Genomic DNA, 18,150 nt, shown 5'->3' with positions numbered 1-18,150 from the left:
AAGTTTTGAGGGAATACGGCGGAAGTTATCTTGACATATAAACAAATTAATGAAGATAGTTTTAATGCGTACAAATACGTATGTGAGGGGTCTGGCACCTTGTAATTTCAGTGAAACAACGAATGGTATTAAAAAGGATTACCTTAGAAAATAATTACAGCTTTGATAGAACTTTACTCGGCTCGGCTTTTAACAGGAAAAAGAGTCCCTAAAGGAAATTATATGGCAGTAATTCAGTCTTCTCTCCGATCTGATGGTATGGAATTATTATGTATATATCATCAGAATCCCTCTATTAGACTTCGTAACAGACTCGTAAAATTGCATAGTGGTTTAGTACGTAAAATGGCTCATAAATTTAGCCATCAATGTAACGAACCTTATGAAGATTTGGAACAAATTGGTTACTTTGGTTTAATAAGAGCAATCGAACGTTTCGATCCCACTCAAGGATACGCATTTAGTTCTTTTGCTGTGCCCTATATTCGGGGTGAAATGCTGCACTTTTTACGCGATCGCAGTACTTTATTGAAAATTCCCCGTCGTTGGCAAGAACTATACAACGAAGGGCAGAAAATACGTAAAGATTTAGCGCATATCTTAGGAAGACAACCATTAGATTTGGAAATTGCCCGCGAGCTTAAAGTTTCGGTGCAAGAATGGCAAGAAACCAAGCTAGCGGTGCAAAATCGGATGCCTTTAAGTTTGGATGCAACCGTAGTTAACTATATCGATTGTCAAATCACATTGGGTGAAGCATTACCTTGTCCCCAAACAGCGGCTCAACAGCATTTAGAAGAAGAGCGTCAGCAACTCCACGGCGCTATGGGTATGTTGGAAGAAAAGCCTCGGATGGCTGTGGAATTAGTATTTTTGAAAGAATTTTCTCGTAAGGATGCAGCGAAGAAAATTGGTACTAGCCCAATGACAGTAACGCGGTACCTGCAAAAAGGAGTTGACGATCTAATGAATTTAATGCAGCAACCACAGCCTGTAGCTACGGTCACATGATAGATCGAAAATGTTACACAATAATTTATCAATTTAAACATGGCTTTGACTTTTCTTGTGGCGTGCTAATTGCACAAAGTTTTACATCTTCCCCCAACATCGACAACGAATTTTTTACTAAATTGAATAATTATAAAGAGTTAGGAGTTAGGAGTTAGGAGTTGAGAGTTGAGAGTTAGGAATTATTAAAAATTCTACCCCCTCTCCCCCCTCTACCCCCTATACCTCCTCTTCCCTTCTCACTCAAGAACTAGGTAATAACAGTAGGCTCATCTCTTCCGGTATTAGCTTTAATCTGAGCTATTTCATCGGCGAGGGTAATTAATTCTGCTAATCCTTCTTGCGGATCTAAGTTATGTTTTGTACTATCCGGCTCGTAGCTTTCTAAGTAAACTCTCAAAGTCGCTCCTTGAGTACCCGTACCGGAAAGTCGAAATACAATCCTGGAACCATCGGTAAAACCAATTCTAATTCCCTGCTTCTGGCTGACGCTGCCATCTACGGGATCTGTATAACTAAAATCATCGGCATACTCAACTGTATAATTACCGAATTGCTTGCCCTTCATTGAAGATAACGAAGAACGCAGATTTTCCATTAAGGTATTGGCTTTTTCTGTTTCTACCGCTTCATAATCATGTCTTGAGTAGTAATTGCGTCCGTAGGTTTTCCAATGTTCTTTGACAATTTCTTCAACTGATTGCTTGCGAGATGCTAAGATATTCAACCAAAATAAAACAGCCCAAAGTCCATCTTTTTCCCGTACATGATCTGAACCCGTACCAAAACTTTCTTCACCGCAAAGAGTCGCTTTACCTGCATCTAAAAGGTTGCCAAAGAACTTCCAACCAGTCGGAGTTTCATAACAATCAATTCCCATTTCAGCAGCAACTCGATCGACAGCCGCAGAAGTAGGCATCGATCGCGCTACACCAGCTAATCCCGAACTGTAACCCGGTACTAGTTTGGCATTTGCAGCTAACACCGCCAAACTATCGCTGGGAGTTACGAAGAAATTACGTCCCAAAATCATATTGCGATCGCCATCTCCATCGGAAGCAGCACCAAAATCGGGAGCGTTGTCTCCAAATAAAATATCAACTAATTCATGAGCATAAACTAAATTTGGGTCTGGATGTCCGCCACCGAAATCTTCTAAAGGCTTACCGCTACGCACGGTTCCTTCTGGGGCACCCAAACGCTGTTCAAATAAATCGTAAGCATAAGGCCCCGTTACAGCGTGTAGGGAATCCATACACATCCGAAAATCACCCGAAGTTAACAGTTGACGAATGCTGTCAAAATCAAACAGCGACTGCATCAACTCGGCATAATCTGTTACTGAATCAATGACTTGAACCGTCATCGAACCAATTTCAAAACTGCCTAACTTGCTTAAATTTATATCGTCTGCTTCTAAAATCTTGTAACCATCAATGGTTTTACTACGATTGTAGATAGCTTCAGTAATCTTTTCCGGTGCGGGGCCACCATTATCGGTATTGTACTTGATGCCAAAATCTTCATCGGGGCCTGCCGGATTGTGGCTAGCAGAAAGGATAATCCCACCAAAAGCCTTATACTTGCGAATAATGCAGGAAACAGCAGGAGTAGAGAGAATACCGTTCTCACCTACCAATACACGTCCAAAACCATTAGCCGCAGCCATTTTTAAAATAATTTGGATAGCTTCGCGGTTGTAAAAACGACCATCACCACCCACAACCAAAGTTTGTCCTTCATAGCCTTCGAGACTATCAAAAATCGATTGAACAAAATTTTCCAAATAATTAGGCTTTTGAAAAACCTTAACCTTCTTCCGCAAGCCAGAAGTACCGGGCTTTTGGTCAGTAAACGGTTGAGTTGAAACTGTACGAATATTCATAAATACGAATTCTTGGGTATTAATTATAAAAGTACCAGCGAAAGGGTAATTTGTAATTGGGAATTGGGAATTGGGAATTGGGAATTGGGCATGGGGCATAGGTAATTGGGCATTGGACATAGGCAATAGGTAATAGGTAATTGGATTTCCCCTTGTCTCCCCATCTCCCCATCTCCCTCAACCTGGCACTTTCGCCAAAGCTTCCCGCACAACTTCGGAACCAACTCCGAAACGACATGAGTTTTCTGTAATGTGCTGCTTCCATGCTCTACTACCAGGTATGCCGGTGAAGAGTTGCAGCATATGTCTAGTAATTTTATTCAGCTTCAATCCTTTCGCGGCCCATTTATCTATGTAATCATACATATTCTCTACGACTTCACGTCTATTAAAAAACGAGGCTGCTTCCGTGTAAAATTCTTTATCTACAGTAGCGAAAAGGTAGGGATTATCGTAAGCCGCACGCCCAACCATCACGGCATCAACTGACTTTAAGTGCTGTTCTACCTGAGTTAAAGTTTTAAATCCACCGTTGATTTCAATAAATAAATGGGGAAAATCTTGTTTCAAACGATGCACATCTTCGTATCTTAAGGGTGGAACATCGCGGTTTTCTTTGGGACTCAATCCTTCCAACCAAGCTTTGCGAGCGTGAACGGTAAATCGTTGACATCCAGCTTGAGAGACAACTTTAACAAAATTTACCATGTCCTCATAACTGTCTAAATCGTCAACGCCGATACGATGCTTGACGGTAACGGGAATTTTTGTAGCATCAATCATTGCCGCTACACAATCCGCTACCTGTTGCGGTTTCGCCATCAAACAAGCACCAAAATTACCGCTTTGTACGCGACTGCTGGGACAACCTACATTCAAATTAATTTCGTCATAACCCATACCTTCGGCAATACGAGCGCATTCTGCTAAATCTGCGGGATTATCGCCCCCCACTTGTAGCGACAATGGCTTTTCTTCTAGGGAGAAACCCAACAAATGCTCTTTATCCCCGTGCATAATTGCCGCACTCGTCACCATTTCCGTATAAAGCAAAGTGCGACGGGTAATTTGGCGCATAAAATATCGATAATGACGATCTGTTCTATCCATCATTGGGGCGATGCTTAAGGGATTGGGCATGGGGAGGAAGAGTTAGGAGTTAGGAGTTAGGAGTTGGGAATTGGGAGCTATAAATATAATTATCAGATAATTGTTAATTGGTAACTGATTACATATAAATAAAAGTTAGCTATGCAACAATCTTAAAATCAGGGATTGTGACAATTTATCAACTGTCTACTAAAAGTGGCGATCGCATATGTTAATTATTTTATTTCTAAACAGGTCTTGATGATACTTGAAACTGTTGCTGAAAATAGAAAAAAGTTTTTCTCGCTTGCTATTCTCTAGTAATTATCGATCCTTTTCTTTGAGACAGTAGAGCAAACTGTCTACCATTAGAGTGGTTTAGGATGGCTTGAAGATAAAGCTATTAGAGGCAATCATACAGAAATCCTCGAATGAATACAGTTGACAATCAACTACCATTTGTGCTTAAGGCATCTAATATTAACAAAATTCAGAAGCGCAACGCTAGGGTAGATAGTGATTTTACGAATAGTAGTTTAAATGGCGTTGATTTAGGCGATCGCGATAGCTCGTTAAATTGGAATTTACTCAAAAATAATAATTTGTCAGGTTTTGATTTTAGTAATGCAAACCTCAGTCTTGCTATACTTCGAGGTGCAAGTTTGAAAGGTGCAAATCTTTGTCTTGCTATTTTGCGCGGTACCGATTTACAAGAAGCAGACTTACAAGGAGCTATTTTAAGCGGTAGTATTCTCCAAGGTGCCAATTTGCGAGCCGCGAATCTCAGCAATGCTTACTTATTAGGAAGTAATCTTAGTCATGCTGTTTTGAGTCATGCTAACCTTAACGATGCTCATTTACTCGGTGCAAATCTCTCCGATACCGATTTATGTGGCGCTACGGTTAATAATGCTCGATTTGGATGGAATACAGGTATTTCTAATCGGATGAAGGTTGAATTGCAGTTGCGAGGCGCGATTTTTGAAGATTAGGGAATTGGGGATTGTGAATAATCGTAGGTTGGGTTAGACGCACGACAAGATTTGATGATTAACCAATAAATTTACATTGCGTCGTAACCCAACATCAGCGCGTTGTGATTTCATCGGAAATAAAATCCAAATAATACCGAATATAATCGTATTTGTTTATCTAATAAAATAAATGGAATACCGTAGAGCCAAAATAGAAGGAGGTACCTTTTTTTTTACGGTTGTCACTCAGAATCGCCGCAAATTTCTGTGTAATGAAGAAAATATTGTATTGCTAAGAAAGATATTTAAACGGGTAATGCAGCAGCACCATTTTACAATCGACGCGATCGCAATTTTACCCGAACATTTACATTGCATTTGGACTTTACCCAGGGCAAACGATGATGATTTTTCAATTCGTTGGAACTTGATTAAAGGTGGTTTTAGTCGTCTGTGTCATCCGAAATATAAAGGAAAAATATCTGCATCGCGGCAGCGCAAAAAAGAACAAGGAGTTTGGCAACGTCGTTTTTGGGAACATCAAATCCGCGACGAAACAGATTTTATTTACCATGTCGATTATATTCATTACAACCCCGTGCGACATGGATATGTAAAAGCACCCAAAGATTGGAAATATTCAAGCTTTCATCGCGATGTTAAACGAGGTATTTATGATATTGATTGGGGTGCAGGTGTGGAATTAGAATTTCCCGATTGGGTAGGGAATGAATAACAATCGTAATCGTAGGTTGGGTTAGACGCACGACAAAATTAAATAATTAACCAATTAATTTACATTGCGTCGTAACCCAACATCAGCATTTTGATTATTGTTACCAAGAATTGTAGGTTGGGTTAGACGCACGACAATATTTAAAAATCAACCAACAATTGAAATTGCGTCGTAACCCAACATCGGTATTTTGGTTTAATAATTTATTATCCAACATAAATTTATGAATGAAGTGAATTGTTTCGTTGGATGTTTAATATTTATTTTGATTTGAATTATTTCGTTGAGTTTTCTAGATTGTGTTGGGTTTCGTTCCTCAACCCAACCTACGAGCTAGCCGATATTTGTAGGTTGGGTTAGACGCACCGCAAGTTTTAACAATTAACCAATTAATTTATATAGCGTCGTAACCCAACAAAGCGCGTTTTGATTTCATACCAACCTACATTTTTAAATGAAGCGCGTTGTTTCGTTGGATGTTTAATCTTGTTTTTAGTTGAATTATTTTGTTTAGTCTTCTAGATTGTGTTGGGTTTCGTTCCTCAACCCAACCTACGAGCTAGCCGATATTTGTAGGTTGGGTTAGACGCACCGCAAGTTTTAACAATTAACCAATTAATTTATATAGCGTCGTAACCCAACATCAGTGATTTGATTTAATTTTAAATTAGCCAACATATATTTATTGATGAAGCGTATTGTTTCGTTGGGTTTCGTTCCTCAACCCAACCTACGAGCTAGCCGATATTTGTAGGTTGGGTTAGACGCACCGCAAGTTTTAACAATTAACCAATTAATTTATATAGCGTCGTAACCCAACACCGCAATTGTGGATAAAGCGATATCATCATAAAAATTTATGTAAACGTTGATGTTGGGTTACGGCGCAATCAAATTTCGGGTTGAAAATCATAACTCTTCGTGCGCCGTGAAGCCAACCTACAAATAATCAATTACCAATTACCAATTACATTCTCATATCTGCAATAGCACCCTTCGTCATGGCGGCAATGGCTTTATCTGTGGCTTTCGGCAAATGATAATATTTACCTCCAGCGTTCTTTGCTAGCTCTTTCGCGAATCCTGTAGAGACAAATTTGCTTTCGGTGTCAATTACTAACAATTGCATTCCTAAAGCGCGAATTTTGGCGGCTACTCCTAATAATTCTCCTTTGATATCTGGCTTTTCTCCGGGTTCTTGGGGTTCTCCTAGTGACCGAGATAACGGAATATTACCGCGTCCGTCGGTAATTGCAACTATAACTACTTGTCCGATGTCTCCGCTTCTTTTAGCGTTTAAACCGACGTGTGCGGCTTGGGTTAAGCCGTGGGCTAAGGGTGAACCGCCGCCGCAAGGCATTTTTTCTAAGCGGGTGCGGGCTAAGGTGATGGAACGTGTGGGTGGTAATACAACTTCTGCTTGTTCTCCTCGGAAGGGTATTAAGGCTACTTGGTCGCGGTTTTGATATGCTTCTGTTAATAATTGCATTACCGCTCCTTTGGCTGACTGCATTCGGTTGAGTGCCATTGAGCCGGAAGCGTCTACAACGAATATTACTAATGCTCCGGCTTTTCTGGCTAAGCGTTTGGAGCGAATATCGCCTTGTTCTACGATGACGTTTCTACCGGGATGCCGTTGTCGTCGTGCTTTTTGATACGGTGCAGCGGCTCGCAATGTGGCATCTACGGCGATGCGACGAACTTTTCCTTTAGGCAACATTGGCTTGATATAGCGTCCCCTATCGTCGGAAAAGATTAAACCGCGACTTCCGGAGTTTCCTTGACGCTGTGCCATTTGAGCAAAATAAAGCACGCTTTCATCTAAGATTACACCTTCTGGGTCAAAAACGAATTCTTCGGGAATGCCTGGTGGTTCCTGCTCTTCTTGGTTTGAATCTTCTTCTTTTTCTTGTTCTTCCTGCTCGTCTTGCTCTTGTTCGGATTCGTCTTCGGGTTCTTCCTGGCTTTGTTGTGGTGGTGGTGGTGGTGGCTGCTGTTCTTCTTCTGGTGGTGTTTGGATTACTGTTGCGCGGGGTACTATGACTAATTCCACCGCACGGCGCAAATCGTCGGGGTTGACTTGGTTACGCCCGTCGAGTGCTGCGGAAGCTTTGGCTACTCTTACCGCAAATAGTTCGGCACGATGCCCCTGCACTACGCCGCGAATTGCTTCTTCAACTAAGTAACTAATTTGTTCTTGGCTGATGGTAACTTCTTTCAACCATTCCCGCGCCAAAACAATTTGAGTTTTGATCGAGTCTATATCTTCGTCGTACTGCTGGAGAAATTCTTGAGGAGAACGAGAATAAGCGATCGCCTGCTCTACTGCTTGTACTCTGTCATCTAAACCTAAAACGCCGTCTGCTGAAAGGGAAATGGCAATGCGATCGAGTAAATGCTCTCGTAAACTTCCTTCTTCGGGATTATAGGTAGCGATAAATAACGATTTGCAAGGATGCTGAAAACTGATTCCTTCGCGTTCGATTTGGTTGCGCCCTTCGGATAATACACTTAAAAGTTGATTGCTAATTTGCTCATCTAAAAGGTTAATTTCGTCTACATACAGCACACCGCGATGTGCTGAAGCGAGTAAACCCGGTTGAAATACTGTCTCTCCCTGCTTCACCGATTTTTCCACATCTACCGAACCCAAAAGTCGATCTTCGGTGACTCCCAAAGGTATTTGTAAAAATGGTGCGGGGATAATTTCGGTTTCGACATCTGAGATATTAGAAGATAATAAATCGTCATCCCATTCTTGGGGATTGTCGGGATTGCAATTACTAATGGAATCTTTAACAACTTCAATCGGCGGTAGTAAAGCGTGAATAGCCCTTGCCATCACTGACTTTGCCGTTCCTCTACGTCCGGCGATCGCCACTCCTCCCAATTCTGGATCGACGGCTGCTAATAGTAAAGCTATTTTGATCGCTTCTTGACCAACTACAGCAGTTAAGGGAAAAGTAGTAAAACTAGAATTAACAGTGGATGCAGCCATTTTTTATATAATAGTTAGTCTAATCTTATAGTTTACCAAATTAGTGGTCGATTATTACCAAAGCAATAATTTGAATTTTCAAGTTTTTTGAGTAATTTAAGTTAAAATAATCACTGCATTATATGTGACTTAAATTATTAAAGATGGCTATTAGCGATCGCGAACGGGTTGGTAGAGGTTTAACTGAAAATAAAAATGCACGAATATGGTGAATGCGATTTTTAAAAGCTATATCTGCATTTGAGAGGATGTTTTAGAAGTATTATGTTTTACCTACAGCATCTCGGAAACCTAACACCCCTACCCCCTTCCCGGAGCAGGGAATGGGGGTTTAGAAGCCTCTCTCCTTGTAGGAGAGAGGTTTGGAGAGAGGTTTTTAGTATTTTTATTGACTTTTAAAACATCATCTGAAGTAGAAATTGCAGAATTATATTATTCTTGAGAATACTTAAAACTTTATTTTTATTGTCCCTTAAATTAACAGAAATGGTTCGCAAACAAGAAAAATTAGTAGAAATAATCCAAAAAGCTAAATTTAATGATGATTCGCTTTTACGTAGTGCGCTGACTCATCGTTCTTACGTTCACGAACATCCCCAAGAAGGGGAACATAACGAACGTTTAGAATTTTTAGGTGATGCTTTATTAACTTATTTAAGCGGAGATTATCTTTATAATCGTCATCCAAAAGTTGGAGAAGATGAATTAACGCGCAGACGTTCGGCATTAGTAGATGAAAAGCAATTATCAAGGTTTGCTTTGGAAGTCGGTTTAGATAAAAAGATGCGGTTGGGTAAAGGCGCTATCCGTGAAGGAGGATACCAAAACCCAAATTTACTTAGCAGCACTTTTGAAGCGGTAGTTGCAGCTTTTTATCTAGATAATAATTCAGATATTGAAGTATTACGTAATGTGATTGAACCGCTATTTGATTCGGTTCCTGAAGAGATAGTTGAATTTCGTTCTAATCTCGATCCAATAAATCAGTTACAAGCATGGGTTCAGCGCCACATTCCCCAAAATCCGCCCAATCTTCCTAAATATATTGTCACCAAAACAGGTGGTGTACCTCACGCTCCAGAGTTCCTCTCCGAAGTATTTGTAGATAATAAAAAATACGGTAAAGGTATGGGTAAAAATACAAGAGGGGCGAAAAAAGCGGCTGCAATTGATGCTTTGAATAACTTAGAAGAAGAGGGTTTTATTTAGAATTGGTAATTGTTTTCTATTTCCAGGGGTAAAATAACGTTAAAAGTAGAACCATCCCCCAATTTAGAATCTACTTTAATTTCACCTTTAATAATTGTAACAAGTTGTGAAACTATTGCTAAACCTAAGCCAGTACCATCAATAACGCAAGATTTACTATTGGGAGCAGCACGATAGTAAGGATTAAAAATATTTAGTAAGTCTTCCTCGGAAATGCCTATTCCGGTATCTGAAACTTCAATGTTCCATCTACTCTCATCTACAGTTTCACAATTAATTTCAATTTTACCGGATTCGGTATAGCGAATCGCATTACTTAAAAGATTAGTAATAACTTGTTGTAACTTTAGTGTATCTGTAACTACTTGTTTTGGGGCTTTCTGACAATTAATCTTAATTTCGAGATTCTTATTTCCTAAAGAAGGTTTTAACATATTATGCACTTCTTCAATTAATTCACGTGGATTAATTGGTTCTAACTTGAGTTTTGTTTCTCCTGATTCCAAACGAGAAATTTCTAATGCGTTATTAATTAAGCGTAATAATTTTCTACCGCTATTTAATACGCGATCGATATGTTCTAAATTTCCATAGGTACTTTTAACTTCGGCATTAGTTCTTTGTATTCGTAAAAATAAATCTGAATACCCAATGATTGATGTTAAAGGGCTTTTCAGTTCGTGCGCTAAAAAAGAAAGATTTTCTTGAGAAGCACGAACAAACCGAGTTAATTCTTGATTATGCAAACTTAACTGATTTTGTAGATTTTCTAACTCGTCAATTCGTTGCTGTGTATAGCTGTCAAAGCATTGAGTAATTGCTTCATCCACTACGCTATCAATCGAACGCATAGCTCGTATAACTTCCGCTGCTGATGCTTTTAGTAAGTATTCTTCCAAAGTGGAAAATATAACTTGACGAAACAAATGGTATTCTCTAGCTATTTCCGATGCATCATAACCTTGTTCGGCACGGAGAATTCCATGACTTAAGCTCGCTTCTACTATCGCTGGAAAGTCATCTTCCCTATTATTGGCAAGAACCGTTGCTAACGCTGTAAGCACATAATTAAGATGGTCTATTATAGCTCGACGAGATAAACCATCAGTACTTTCAACTCGACTGTCTTCACAAACTTTTTCCAGCCACCTTTCGATGATTTTCTCTTTGTTATCAATAAGTAATTGACTAAAATCTTCCATAAATTACGCTATTTTAAGCAAATTGAAGCTAACTTTAAATATATGGCTCTTCATTACATAGTATGCTAAATCTTCAGTTAAAAAGCCCGAAACACTTGTTATGTAAGAACTTTAAAGTATTTATTCATATAAAATACCTTCTACAACTATTTTTCCCTTCTGCCCTCTGCCTTCTGCCTTCTGCCTTTTTACGACTATTTAATTAGCATACCAAGTGCTGAAGAACCAAATATATTTGCTTTTATTATAGTGAAGTAGGGACAATATTTAGCTAACTAAATATTTGATATATTTCGTTACAAAATATATTAAAGTCTAATTTTATGTATTATATTTTTGATTATCGTAAAAAACTTATCAAAACAAGTAACTTTTGCATTATTTAATATAGATGAGAGTATAGCGCTTAGAAACAGTAAAAAAGAGAAAAAAACAATAAATAATCTAATTCATCGATTTTTGCTTCTTTTCACAACTTATGTAGCAAAACAAACAAGTACGTTAGCCGATCAAAATGTTCTCGGCTTATCTCAGTAGTTTAGATAATTTTTTTTGCATGGTGAATGCAAGAATTAATCGAGCAAGAGATGCGACTAAAAAATGGTGATTTTATTTGCAAAATGTAGTTAATAGTACTTATCAGAAGAATAAGCGTTTCCAATGTATAATCTAATTTCAATCTTAAGGAGGATGATTTTTTCGGGTAATTTTTAGGATGTTAGTTTACTCAATAGTAAAAAAAACAATCCAGACTTGAGTATATTGGGATACGCTTGTAGGATTAGCGAATGATGAAATTACGGGAACAGGAAATATAGATTAGGATGTAGCAGAAAATGAAATCTTCAGAAGAATACGATAATAATTCGGCTGAAATAGGGCAAATGGTATCAAGCAAAAATATCAGTAAGCCAATAGAATATAATAATCCTGAGATTCACGAAAATAATAGCTTAAGTAAGGTTCGAGATATTTTGGTTGGCTCTCAAATGCGGGAGTTAGATAAAAAATTTTCTCGTTTGGAAGAGCGTTTAGTTAAAGAATGTACGGATTTAAGAGATGAGACGAGAAAGCGACTGGATACGTTAGAAAATTATATTAAAGAAGAAGCAGATTCTTTGAGTTCCAGGGCAAAGAACGAGCAAGTAAAGCGCGATGAAGCGGTAAAAGCAATTAATGAAGAACAAAGAAAACTTGCTGAATCTTTAGAGAAAAAGATGGGTGAACTTGATGAACAAGCAGATAAAACTCAGCGGGAGTTGCGTCAACAAATTTTCAGTCAATCTCAAAGCTTACAGGATGATATTCGACAAAAATACGAAGAGATTGTCGGTTTACTAGAGCGGGAGACTTACGAACTCAAAAGTGAAAAAACAGATCGGACTCAATTAGCGGCTTTATTTTCGGAATTAGCATTGCGTTTGAATTCTCAATAGTAATCACTATAAGTCATTCATTTGATTATGATAATGAATGACTTATTATTTTACCGATCGTTGATATATAAATCCGATAATTTTACAAATGAGCGATAAAAATGGAAATCGAGTAGCGGAAGAATCCTTAAATAATAATCAGATTGAAAGTAATAATGATAATAATATAGATGAATTGGGTGAATTGCGGAGCTTGCTTTTAGGAATTGAGCAGCCGAAACTTCATCGATTTTACGAAAAACTGGATAATCCTGACGTAGATGCTGAAGATATCAGTCGCATACTTCCGGAAGCAATTATTTTGCGAACAATGAAAGATGAGCAGCTATCGGAAGCAATGGTTCCTACAGTTGAGCAAGCGATTGATTCTTCTGTTAAGAAAGATATTGACGTACTTTCCGAGGCCATTTTCCCGATTATTGGCCCCGCTACGCGAAAGGCGATCGCCACTGCTTTGGATGAGATGTTGCAGTCGTTCAATTATGCTTTGGAACACAGTGTTTCACCGCAAAGTTTGAAGTGGAGAATAGAAGCCAGACAAACGGGGAAGTCGTTCGCAGAAGTTGTAATGTTACGAACGCTGGTTTATCGAGTGGAGCAGGTATTTCTGATTGACAAAAACAGCGGATTGATGCTGCAACACGTTGTAGCACCGCTGGTATCCGCTCAAGATCCGTCTTTAGTTTCGGCGATGTTGACAGCGATTCAAGATTTTGTCAAAGATTCGTTTGATGTGCATAAACATGAAGGATTACATACTTTAGAGTTTGGAGAACTCACTATTTGGATTGAAGAAGGACCAACAAGTGTTTTAGCGGGTATTATTCGAGGAAATGCACCGGAAGAATTAAGGTTCGTATTTAAAAATACAATAGAAAAAATACATATAAAATTAGGTAAAGAAATCCATAATTTTTCTGGAGATACCGAGCCTTTTGCAGCCAGTCAGCCGTATTTAGAAGCTTGTTTGGAATCTCGTTATAACATTCCGCTTAAAAAAAATAATTATACTTATGCATGGGCTGCTTTGGGTATAGTAGCGGTAATATTAGGTACCTGGGGTTTTTTTGCAATTAGAAACAATAATCGCTGGAATAGTTACGTAAAAAATTTGTCGGAACAACCTGGGATTGTAGTGACTAAGACAGGTAAAAGAAATGGAAAAAGTTTTATTGCAGGTATGCGCGATCCGTTAGCAATCCAAACGGATAAGCTAATGGAAGAAGCTAATCTCAATCCTAAAAAAATTATCCACCTGTGGAAACCTTTTATATCTCTGGAACCCAAAATTATTGTTAAAAGAGCCGAAAAGTTACTGCGAAACCCTAAAACAGTTACTTTAAAGCTGGATGAAAATAGTGTTTTGAAAGCTACAGGTTCTGCACCTCGCGAGTGGATTTTGTCAGCAAGAAACCAAAAACCATCGCTCTCTATTCTTGGTATTAGTAAATATGAAGATAAAGACTTAAAAGATTTAGATATTGACCAGCTTAATGCTTATAAAAAAGAAATTGAAGAAATAATAGTACTATTTGAAAAAGGTACAACTCAATTTTTACCCGGTGAAGTAGAAAAACTATCAAAATTATTGTCAAAATTACAAAATATTATTAATGCAGGGAAATCCTTAGAAAAAAATTTATTAATTCAAATTACTGGACATACAGATAGCGGAGGAGATAAAGCAGCTAATATCAAACTGTCTCAAAACCGTGCGGAGAGAATTTCTACCTATCTTACATCTCAAGGTTTTGATCAAAATAGATTTAGTACAAAAGCATTAGCTTCTGGACAGATTTTACGTCCCGAATCAACACCAGAAGATAAAAAGTTTAATCGTAGAGTATCATTCAAAGTTATTATAGACGACGTTGCTAATTAGAAAGGGGTATAAGTTTAATGCTCCAGAAAAAAATCTGTATGGTGGGTGCATTTGCCACTGGTAAAACAAGCTTAGTAGCTAAGTTCGTTTACAGCATATTTTCTGAAAAATATCAAACGACTGTGGGGGTGAAAATTGATAGAAAAACATTAACGGTGGAAGAAAAAGAATTAAATCTAATTTTGTGGGACTTGTATGGAGAAGATGAATTTCAGAAATTAAGAACTTCTTATTTAAGAGGTTCATCTGGCTACTTATTAGTTGTGGATGGAACGCGAAAAACTACCTTGCAAACGGCTTTTGATTTACAAAAACGAGTAGAAGATTCTATAGGTAAAGTACCTTTTATTTTAGTATTGAATAAGTGGGATTTGCAAGACGAATGGGAAATAGATTCTAAAAGTATCCAAGCTATTGAAAATAAAGGATGGACTACGATTAAAACGAGTGCAAAAACTGGATTGAATGTAGAAGAAATTTTTCAAACACTTGCTACCAAAATTCTGGAAGGATGAATGTATGGATATCCCATTACCTGTAAGTAGTTATATTGTTAACTTTATGAGAGAAAGTCGTTCTCTAGCATATCTTTTTGTAGGTAAAGATGGATGTTTATCTAGTTGGGGTGGAAAGTTAACAGTATATGGAGTAGCTAATTTACAGCAAGGAGAAGATGCTAGTCAGCAAATTTTCTTTCTTGAAGGACTTTTACCGCTTGATGACGTTCCATTGTTTTTACCCTGCGTCAAAACCGAACCTGGAGTTTGTGTGGATGTACATTTATTTCCAGAAAAAGAAGGAGATTGGGTATTATTATTAGATGCAACTTGGGATGAAATACAAATATTTAAAATTCAACAGGAAGTAAACTCTGCTCGTTTAATGTAACGTAAGTAAGAGTAATATTACATCTGTAATAAAGCTAACATAAAAATATTGCAGACAGCGACTGTTTAATTATGAGTGAATCTGTAACAGCAGAAATTTTTGCCGCTTTAAATATTTTAGTTTTAGAACGGCTTGATGTTGGCAAATTTAAATTTATCGGACAGATACCAAAGTGGATTAAGCGGTTTTGCCGTAAAAAATTAGAACCAGGAATGGAAATATTAATTCCTGAAGAAAACTTTCCTTTTGTAGAGAACTTTTTAGTTGATGCAGAAGAATATTGGCAAAGTAATGATGAGAAACCTTTGAAATCGGGAATCTGGAGCGATTTAGACTTCGCTGGGAATGAATTTCATTTTGAAGCTTCCGCTTTGCTTGCAGATGAAAAAAAAATATTACTAATTGAAATGATGAGCGATGCTTATCTAGAAAAGCAAAGCTTGATTCAGCAAGCTAGAGAAAATAAGCTAAATTATCAACATATTATTAAAGAAAATCAGAAAAAAGAAGTTTTAATTCACTGCATTATACATGATGTCGCCGGACAATTAAGCGGTATAAACTGTTGTTTGGCTCTATTAGAATTAGAAAGTTTATCAGATAAAGGTAAACAGCGTTTAGAAATTGGTAGAAAGCAAACAGTTCAACAAGAAAAGTTGATTAGAGAAATTTTGAATGCATTTTCTACAGAAGTAAAATCGCTAGAAAGCTTTAAAGATGAAGTTGAGACAGCACCAGACGCTTTAGTAGCAGTATCTGATATTGTTCAACTACTAACGCCGACTTTCGTATTAAATAAAATGCACTTGCTACTTGCTAAAGATATAGATACTTCCGCAAATTGGCAAGTAGTTGGTGATAAATCACGTTTAGATAGAATATTGGCAAATTTAGTAGAAAATGCTTTTCGTCACAGTCCCCCAAACTCTACTGTTACTGTAAACTTACAGCAGCAAGAAGAATATATCCTTGTTAGCGTGGAAGATGAAGGAAGCGGCGTACCCTTAGAAATTGCCAATACTTTATTTCAAAAGTTCACTCAAGGACAAAAAAAATCCGGTAAATCCGGAATTGGACTTTATTTTTGTAAAATAACAGTCGAGCGTTGGGGAGGAAAAATCGGTTTTACATCTCGTGAAAATGGAGGTTCCCGGTTTTGGTTTCGTTTATTGAAAGCTAATTAATGGGAATTGGGCATTGGGCATTGGAAAATATTAGAGCGGGATTGGTAATTGGTAAATCTCAATCCAAAATTGTTTAACTCCTAACTCCTAACTCCCACTTCCTCAACCTTATTCAGCGAGTAAACATCGACACCACGTCCGAAAGCGAAGCGTAAAGAAGCAGGTAAATTTTTACTTGATAAAGTAATGAAGATTATGATTGCTGTAAACGTAATAGCAAAATTAAATCCGAATATGTTGCGATAACCTATTTGTTGAGCAACGATACCGAAAATTGGGCCAGCAAGCGCTACACCAACGTCAAAACCTACCATGCACAAACTGAAAGTTCGTCCTCTTTCGTGAGGATAACTTCGATCTGTTATCATCGCTGCAATCATGGGAATTATCGTACCACTACCAATTCCTTCAAATAGCGCTGCTAATAAGAAATCCGTAGAACTATTGGCCGTCCATAATAATACCATTGCCAATGTGTAGCAAATTAAACTGATGGTAATAAATAAACCACGACCAAATTTATCGCTAGCTCTTCCGCAAAAAAACCGAGAACAAAAACTGGCGATCGCTACTGCCGTGTAAAATAATCCAGGGTTTAAATTTGCTTCGGTCGATTTGATAAATAATGCTACGAAGGTATGTAAATTTCCCAGCGTTAAACCGATTATTAATAATAGAATAGCGGGAATTCTCATTCTAGGACTAATCAACTTTTGCCAAAATGGACTCTCGCTATTTATAACTTTCTCCTGTGCTTGAACTATCGGATTAATAATCGGTATAGAAAATAATAATCCAAGACTTGCCAAAGTAGTAGACAATATAAACAATGGCGTATAACCATATGCTTCCATTAAATAACCGCCTAATGCAGGCCCAATCGCTAAACCAACCGGATTAACTAAACTCATATAGCCAATTAATTCACCGCGATTTTCTACAGGTGCGATATCTGCAACTAATGCTAAAAATGCAGTAGAAAAAGCAGCAATACTAATACCGTGGAAGGCACGAATTACAAGTAACAGCGGTATAGATTGCACAAAATTGTAGCCAATGGGAGCAATTGCGGCTGATAAAAGACCGATTATTAATACAATTTTTCGACCTTTTTTATCTGCTAATTGACCTAAAAATGGACGAAATAATAACAATCCAATAGCAAAACTACCCATTACTAAACCGATTTGCTGCTTTGTTGCTCCAATATCTTCGATATAAATCGGTAAAGTTGGCAATAACGAAGCCAAACTAGCCCAAAATAATAAACCTGCTACAAATAAAACCAGCAGGTTTCGCCGTAAATTACTATCGAGTGAAAATAAAACTTTCACGGGTAAATGCAAGTATTGTGTGAGGTTTGCGATTTGTAGTTTTTATTTATCGTTCAACAATTCGAAACAAATAGAAGACTACAAGCTCTATGTTACATTACTTCACATAACATGGTCGTGATGAGAGAATTAATCCTACTATAGCGATAGTGTTTTAGTAGAAGCACTCAGAAGCTAAAAAAATCTACCCTTGTGAGGTGGTAGCCCGCACAAGTAGGAAGCTAAAATAATACGCGAAATTTAGTAATAGCAGGTTAGAAATATACCTGTCAACGACCCAGGTCTAAAGACACTGGGCTTCTAGCCTAAGAATTTAGATTAT

At 37.8% G+C, this 18,150-nt stretch carries 14 protein-coding genes; 9 read left to right on the top strand and 5 right to left on the bottom strand.

All coding sequences use genetic code 11. The annotated features are described in order from the left end of the window. The first annotated feature begins 222 nt into the window (after positions 1–222). Positions 223–1,011: an RNA polymerase sigma factor SigF gene (locus ACM03V_RS28360; RefSeq protein ID WP_414624153.1), complete on the top strand. Its 789-nt coding sequence runs from the start codon at positions 223–225 to the stop codon at positions 1,009–1,011. 250 nt (positions 1,012–1,261) lie between these two features. Here ACM03V_RS28360 and ACM03V_RS28355 read toward each other — a convergent pair whose 3' ends face one another. Both ACM03V_RS28355 and dusA read right to left on the bottom strand, forming a co-directional pair. Then, a complete protein-coding gene (locus ACM03V_RS28355; protein ID WP_414624152.1) occupies positions 1,262–2,896 on the bottom strand; it encodes an alpha-D-glucose phosphate-specific phosphoglucomutase in 1,635 nt (544 codons plus the stop codon). A gap of 177 nt (positions 2,897–3,073) precedes the next feature. Next, positions 3,074–4,036 carry a tRNA dihydrouridine(20/20a) synthase DusA gene (dusA, locus tag ACM03V_RS28350; RefSeq protein WP_414624151.1) on the bottom strand — a complete coding sequence of 321 codons (963 nt, stop codon included), beginning with the start codon at positions 4,034–4,036 and terminating at the stop codon, positions 3,074–3,076. Positions 4,037–4,416: 380 nt separating this feature from the next. Here dusA and ACM03V_RS28345 point away from each other — a divergent pair, with 380 nt between their 5' ends. After that, complete coding sequence (locus ACM03V_RS28345) at positions 4,417–4,977, top strand: pentapeptide repeat-containing protein (protein WP_414624150.1); 561 nt, start codon at positions 4,417–4,419, stop codon at positions 4,975–4,977. A gap of 172 nt (positions 4,978–5,149) precedes the next feature. Then, positions 5,150–5,695 carry an REP-associated tyrosine transposase gene (locus ACM03V_RS28340; RefSeq protein WP_414624149.1) on the top strand — a complete coding sequence of 182 codons (546 nt, stop codon included), beginning with the start codon at positions 5,150–5,152 and terminating at the stop codon, positions 5,693–5,695. A gap of 967 nt (positions 5,696–6,662) precedes the next feature. Here ACM03V_RS28340 and bchD read toward each other — a convergent pair. Continuing rightward, a complete protein-coding gene (gene bchD, locus ACM03V_RS28335) occupies positions 6,663–8,693 on the bottom strand; it encodes a magnesium chelatase ATPase subunit D (RefSeq protein ID WP_414624148.1) in 2,031 nt (676 codons plus the stop codon). 486 nt (positions 8,694–9,179) lie between these two features. Between bchD and rnc the strand changes: the two genes are divergently transcribed. Further along, positions 9,180–9,902 carry a ribonuclease III gene (gene rnc, locus ACM03V_RS28330; RefSeq protein ID WP_414624147.1) on the top strand — a complete coding sequence of 241 codons (723 nt, stop codon included), beginning with the start codon at positions 9,180–9,182 and terminating at the stop codon, positions 9,900–9,902. Here the strand turns inward: rnc and ACM03V_RS28325 are convergent. Next, complete coding sequence (locus tag ACM03V_RS28325) at positions 9,899–11,104, bottom strand: sensor histidine kinase (protein ID WP_414624146.1); 1,206 nt, start codon at positions 11,102–11,104, stop codon at positions 9,899–9,901. The genes rnc and ACM03V_RS28325 overlap by 4 nt on opposite strands. Before the next feature lie 836 nt (positions 11,105–11,940). Here ACM03V_RS28325 and ACM03V_RS28320 point away from each other — a divergent pair. The 5 genes from ACM03V_RS28320 to ACM03V_RS28300 all read left to right on the top strand — a co-directional run bounded on the left by ACM03V_RS28320 (position 11,941) and on the right by ACM03V_RS28300 (position 16,494). After that, a complete protein-coding gene (locus ACM03V_RS28320; RefSeq protein WP_414624145.1) occupies positions 11,941–12,540 on the top strand; it encodes a hypothetical protein in 600 nt (199 codons plus the stop codon). Between the two features lie 88 nt (positions 12,541–12,628). Further along, the gene (locus ACM03V_RS28315; RefSeq protein ID WP_414624144.1) at positions 12,629–14,422 is read left to right on the top strand and encodes an OmpA family protein; all 1,794 of its coding nucleotides are present in this window, start codon (positions 12,629–12,631) and stop codon (positions 14,420–14,422) included. A gap of 17 nt (positions 14,423–14,439) precedes the next feature. Continuing rightward, positions 14,440–14,937 carry a Rab family GTPase gene (locus ACM03V_RS28310; protein ID WP_414624143.1) on the top strand — a complete coding sequence of 166 codons (498 nt, stop codon included), beginning with the start codon at positions 14,440–14,442 and terminating at the stop codon, positions 14,935–14,937. A 4-nt stretch (positions 14,938–14,941) separates the two neighbouring features. Beyond that, positions 14,942–15,310 (top strand): hypothetical protein, encoded by a 369-nt coding sequence (locus ACM03V_RS28305; protein ID WP_414624142.1) that lies wholly within the window; start codon positions 14,942–14,944, stop codon positions 15,308–15,310. 71 nt (positions 15,311–15,381) lie between these two features. Next, entirely contained in the window at positions 15,382–16,494 is a 1,113-nt protein-coding gene (locus tag ACM03V_RS28300; protein WP_414624141.1) for a sensor histidine kinase, read from the top strand. Between the two features lie 80 nt (positions 16,495–16,574). Here the strand turns inward: ACM03V_RS28300 and ACM03V_RS28295 are convergent, their stop codons facing one another. Next, entirely contained in the window at positions 16,575–17,828 is a 1,254-nt protein-coding gene (locus tag ACM03V_RS28295) for an MFS transporter (protein ID WP_414624140.1), read from the bottom strand. Between the last annotated feature and the right edge of the window lie 322 nt (positions 17,829–18,150).

It is taken from the genome of Calothrix sp. CCY 0018 (genome assembly GCF_963920925.1).
Taxonomy (GTDB): domain Bacteria; phylum Cyanobacteriota; class Cyanobacteriia; order Cyanobacteriales; family Nostocaceae; genus Rivularia.
This window is presented reverse-complemented; position numbering and strand designations above follow the sequence as displayed.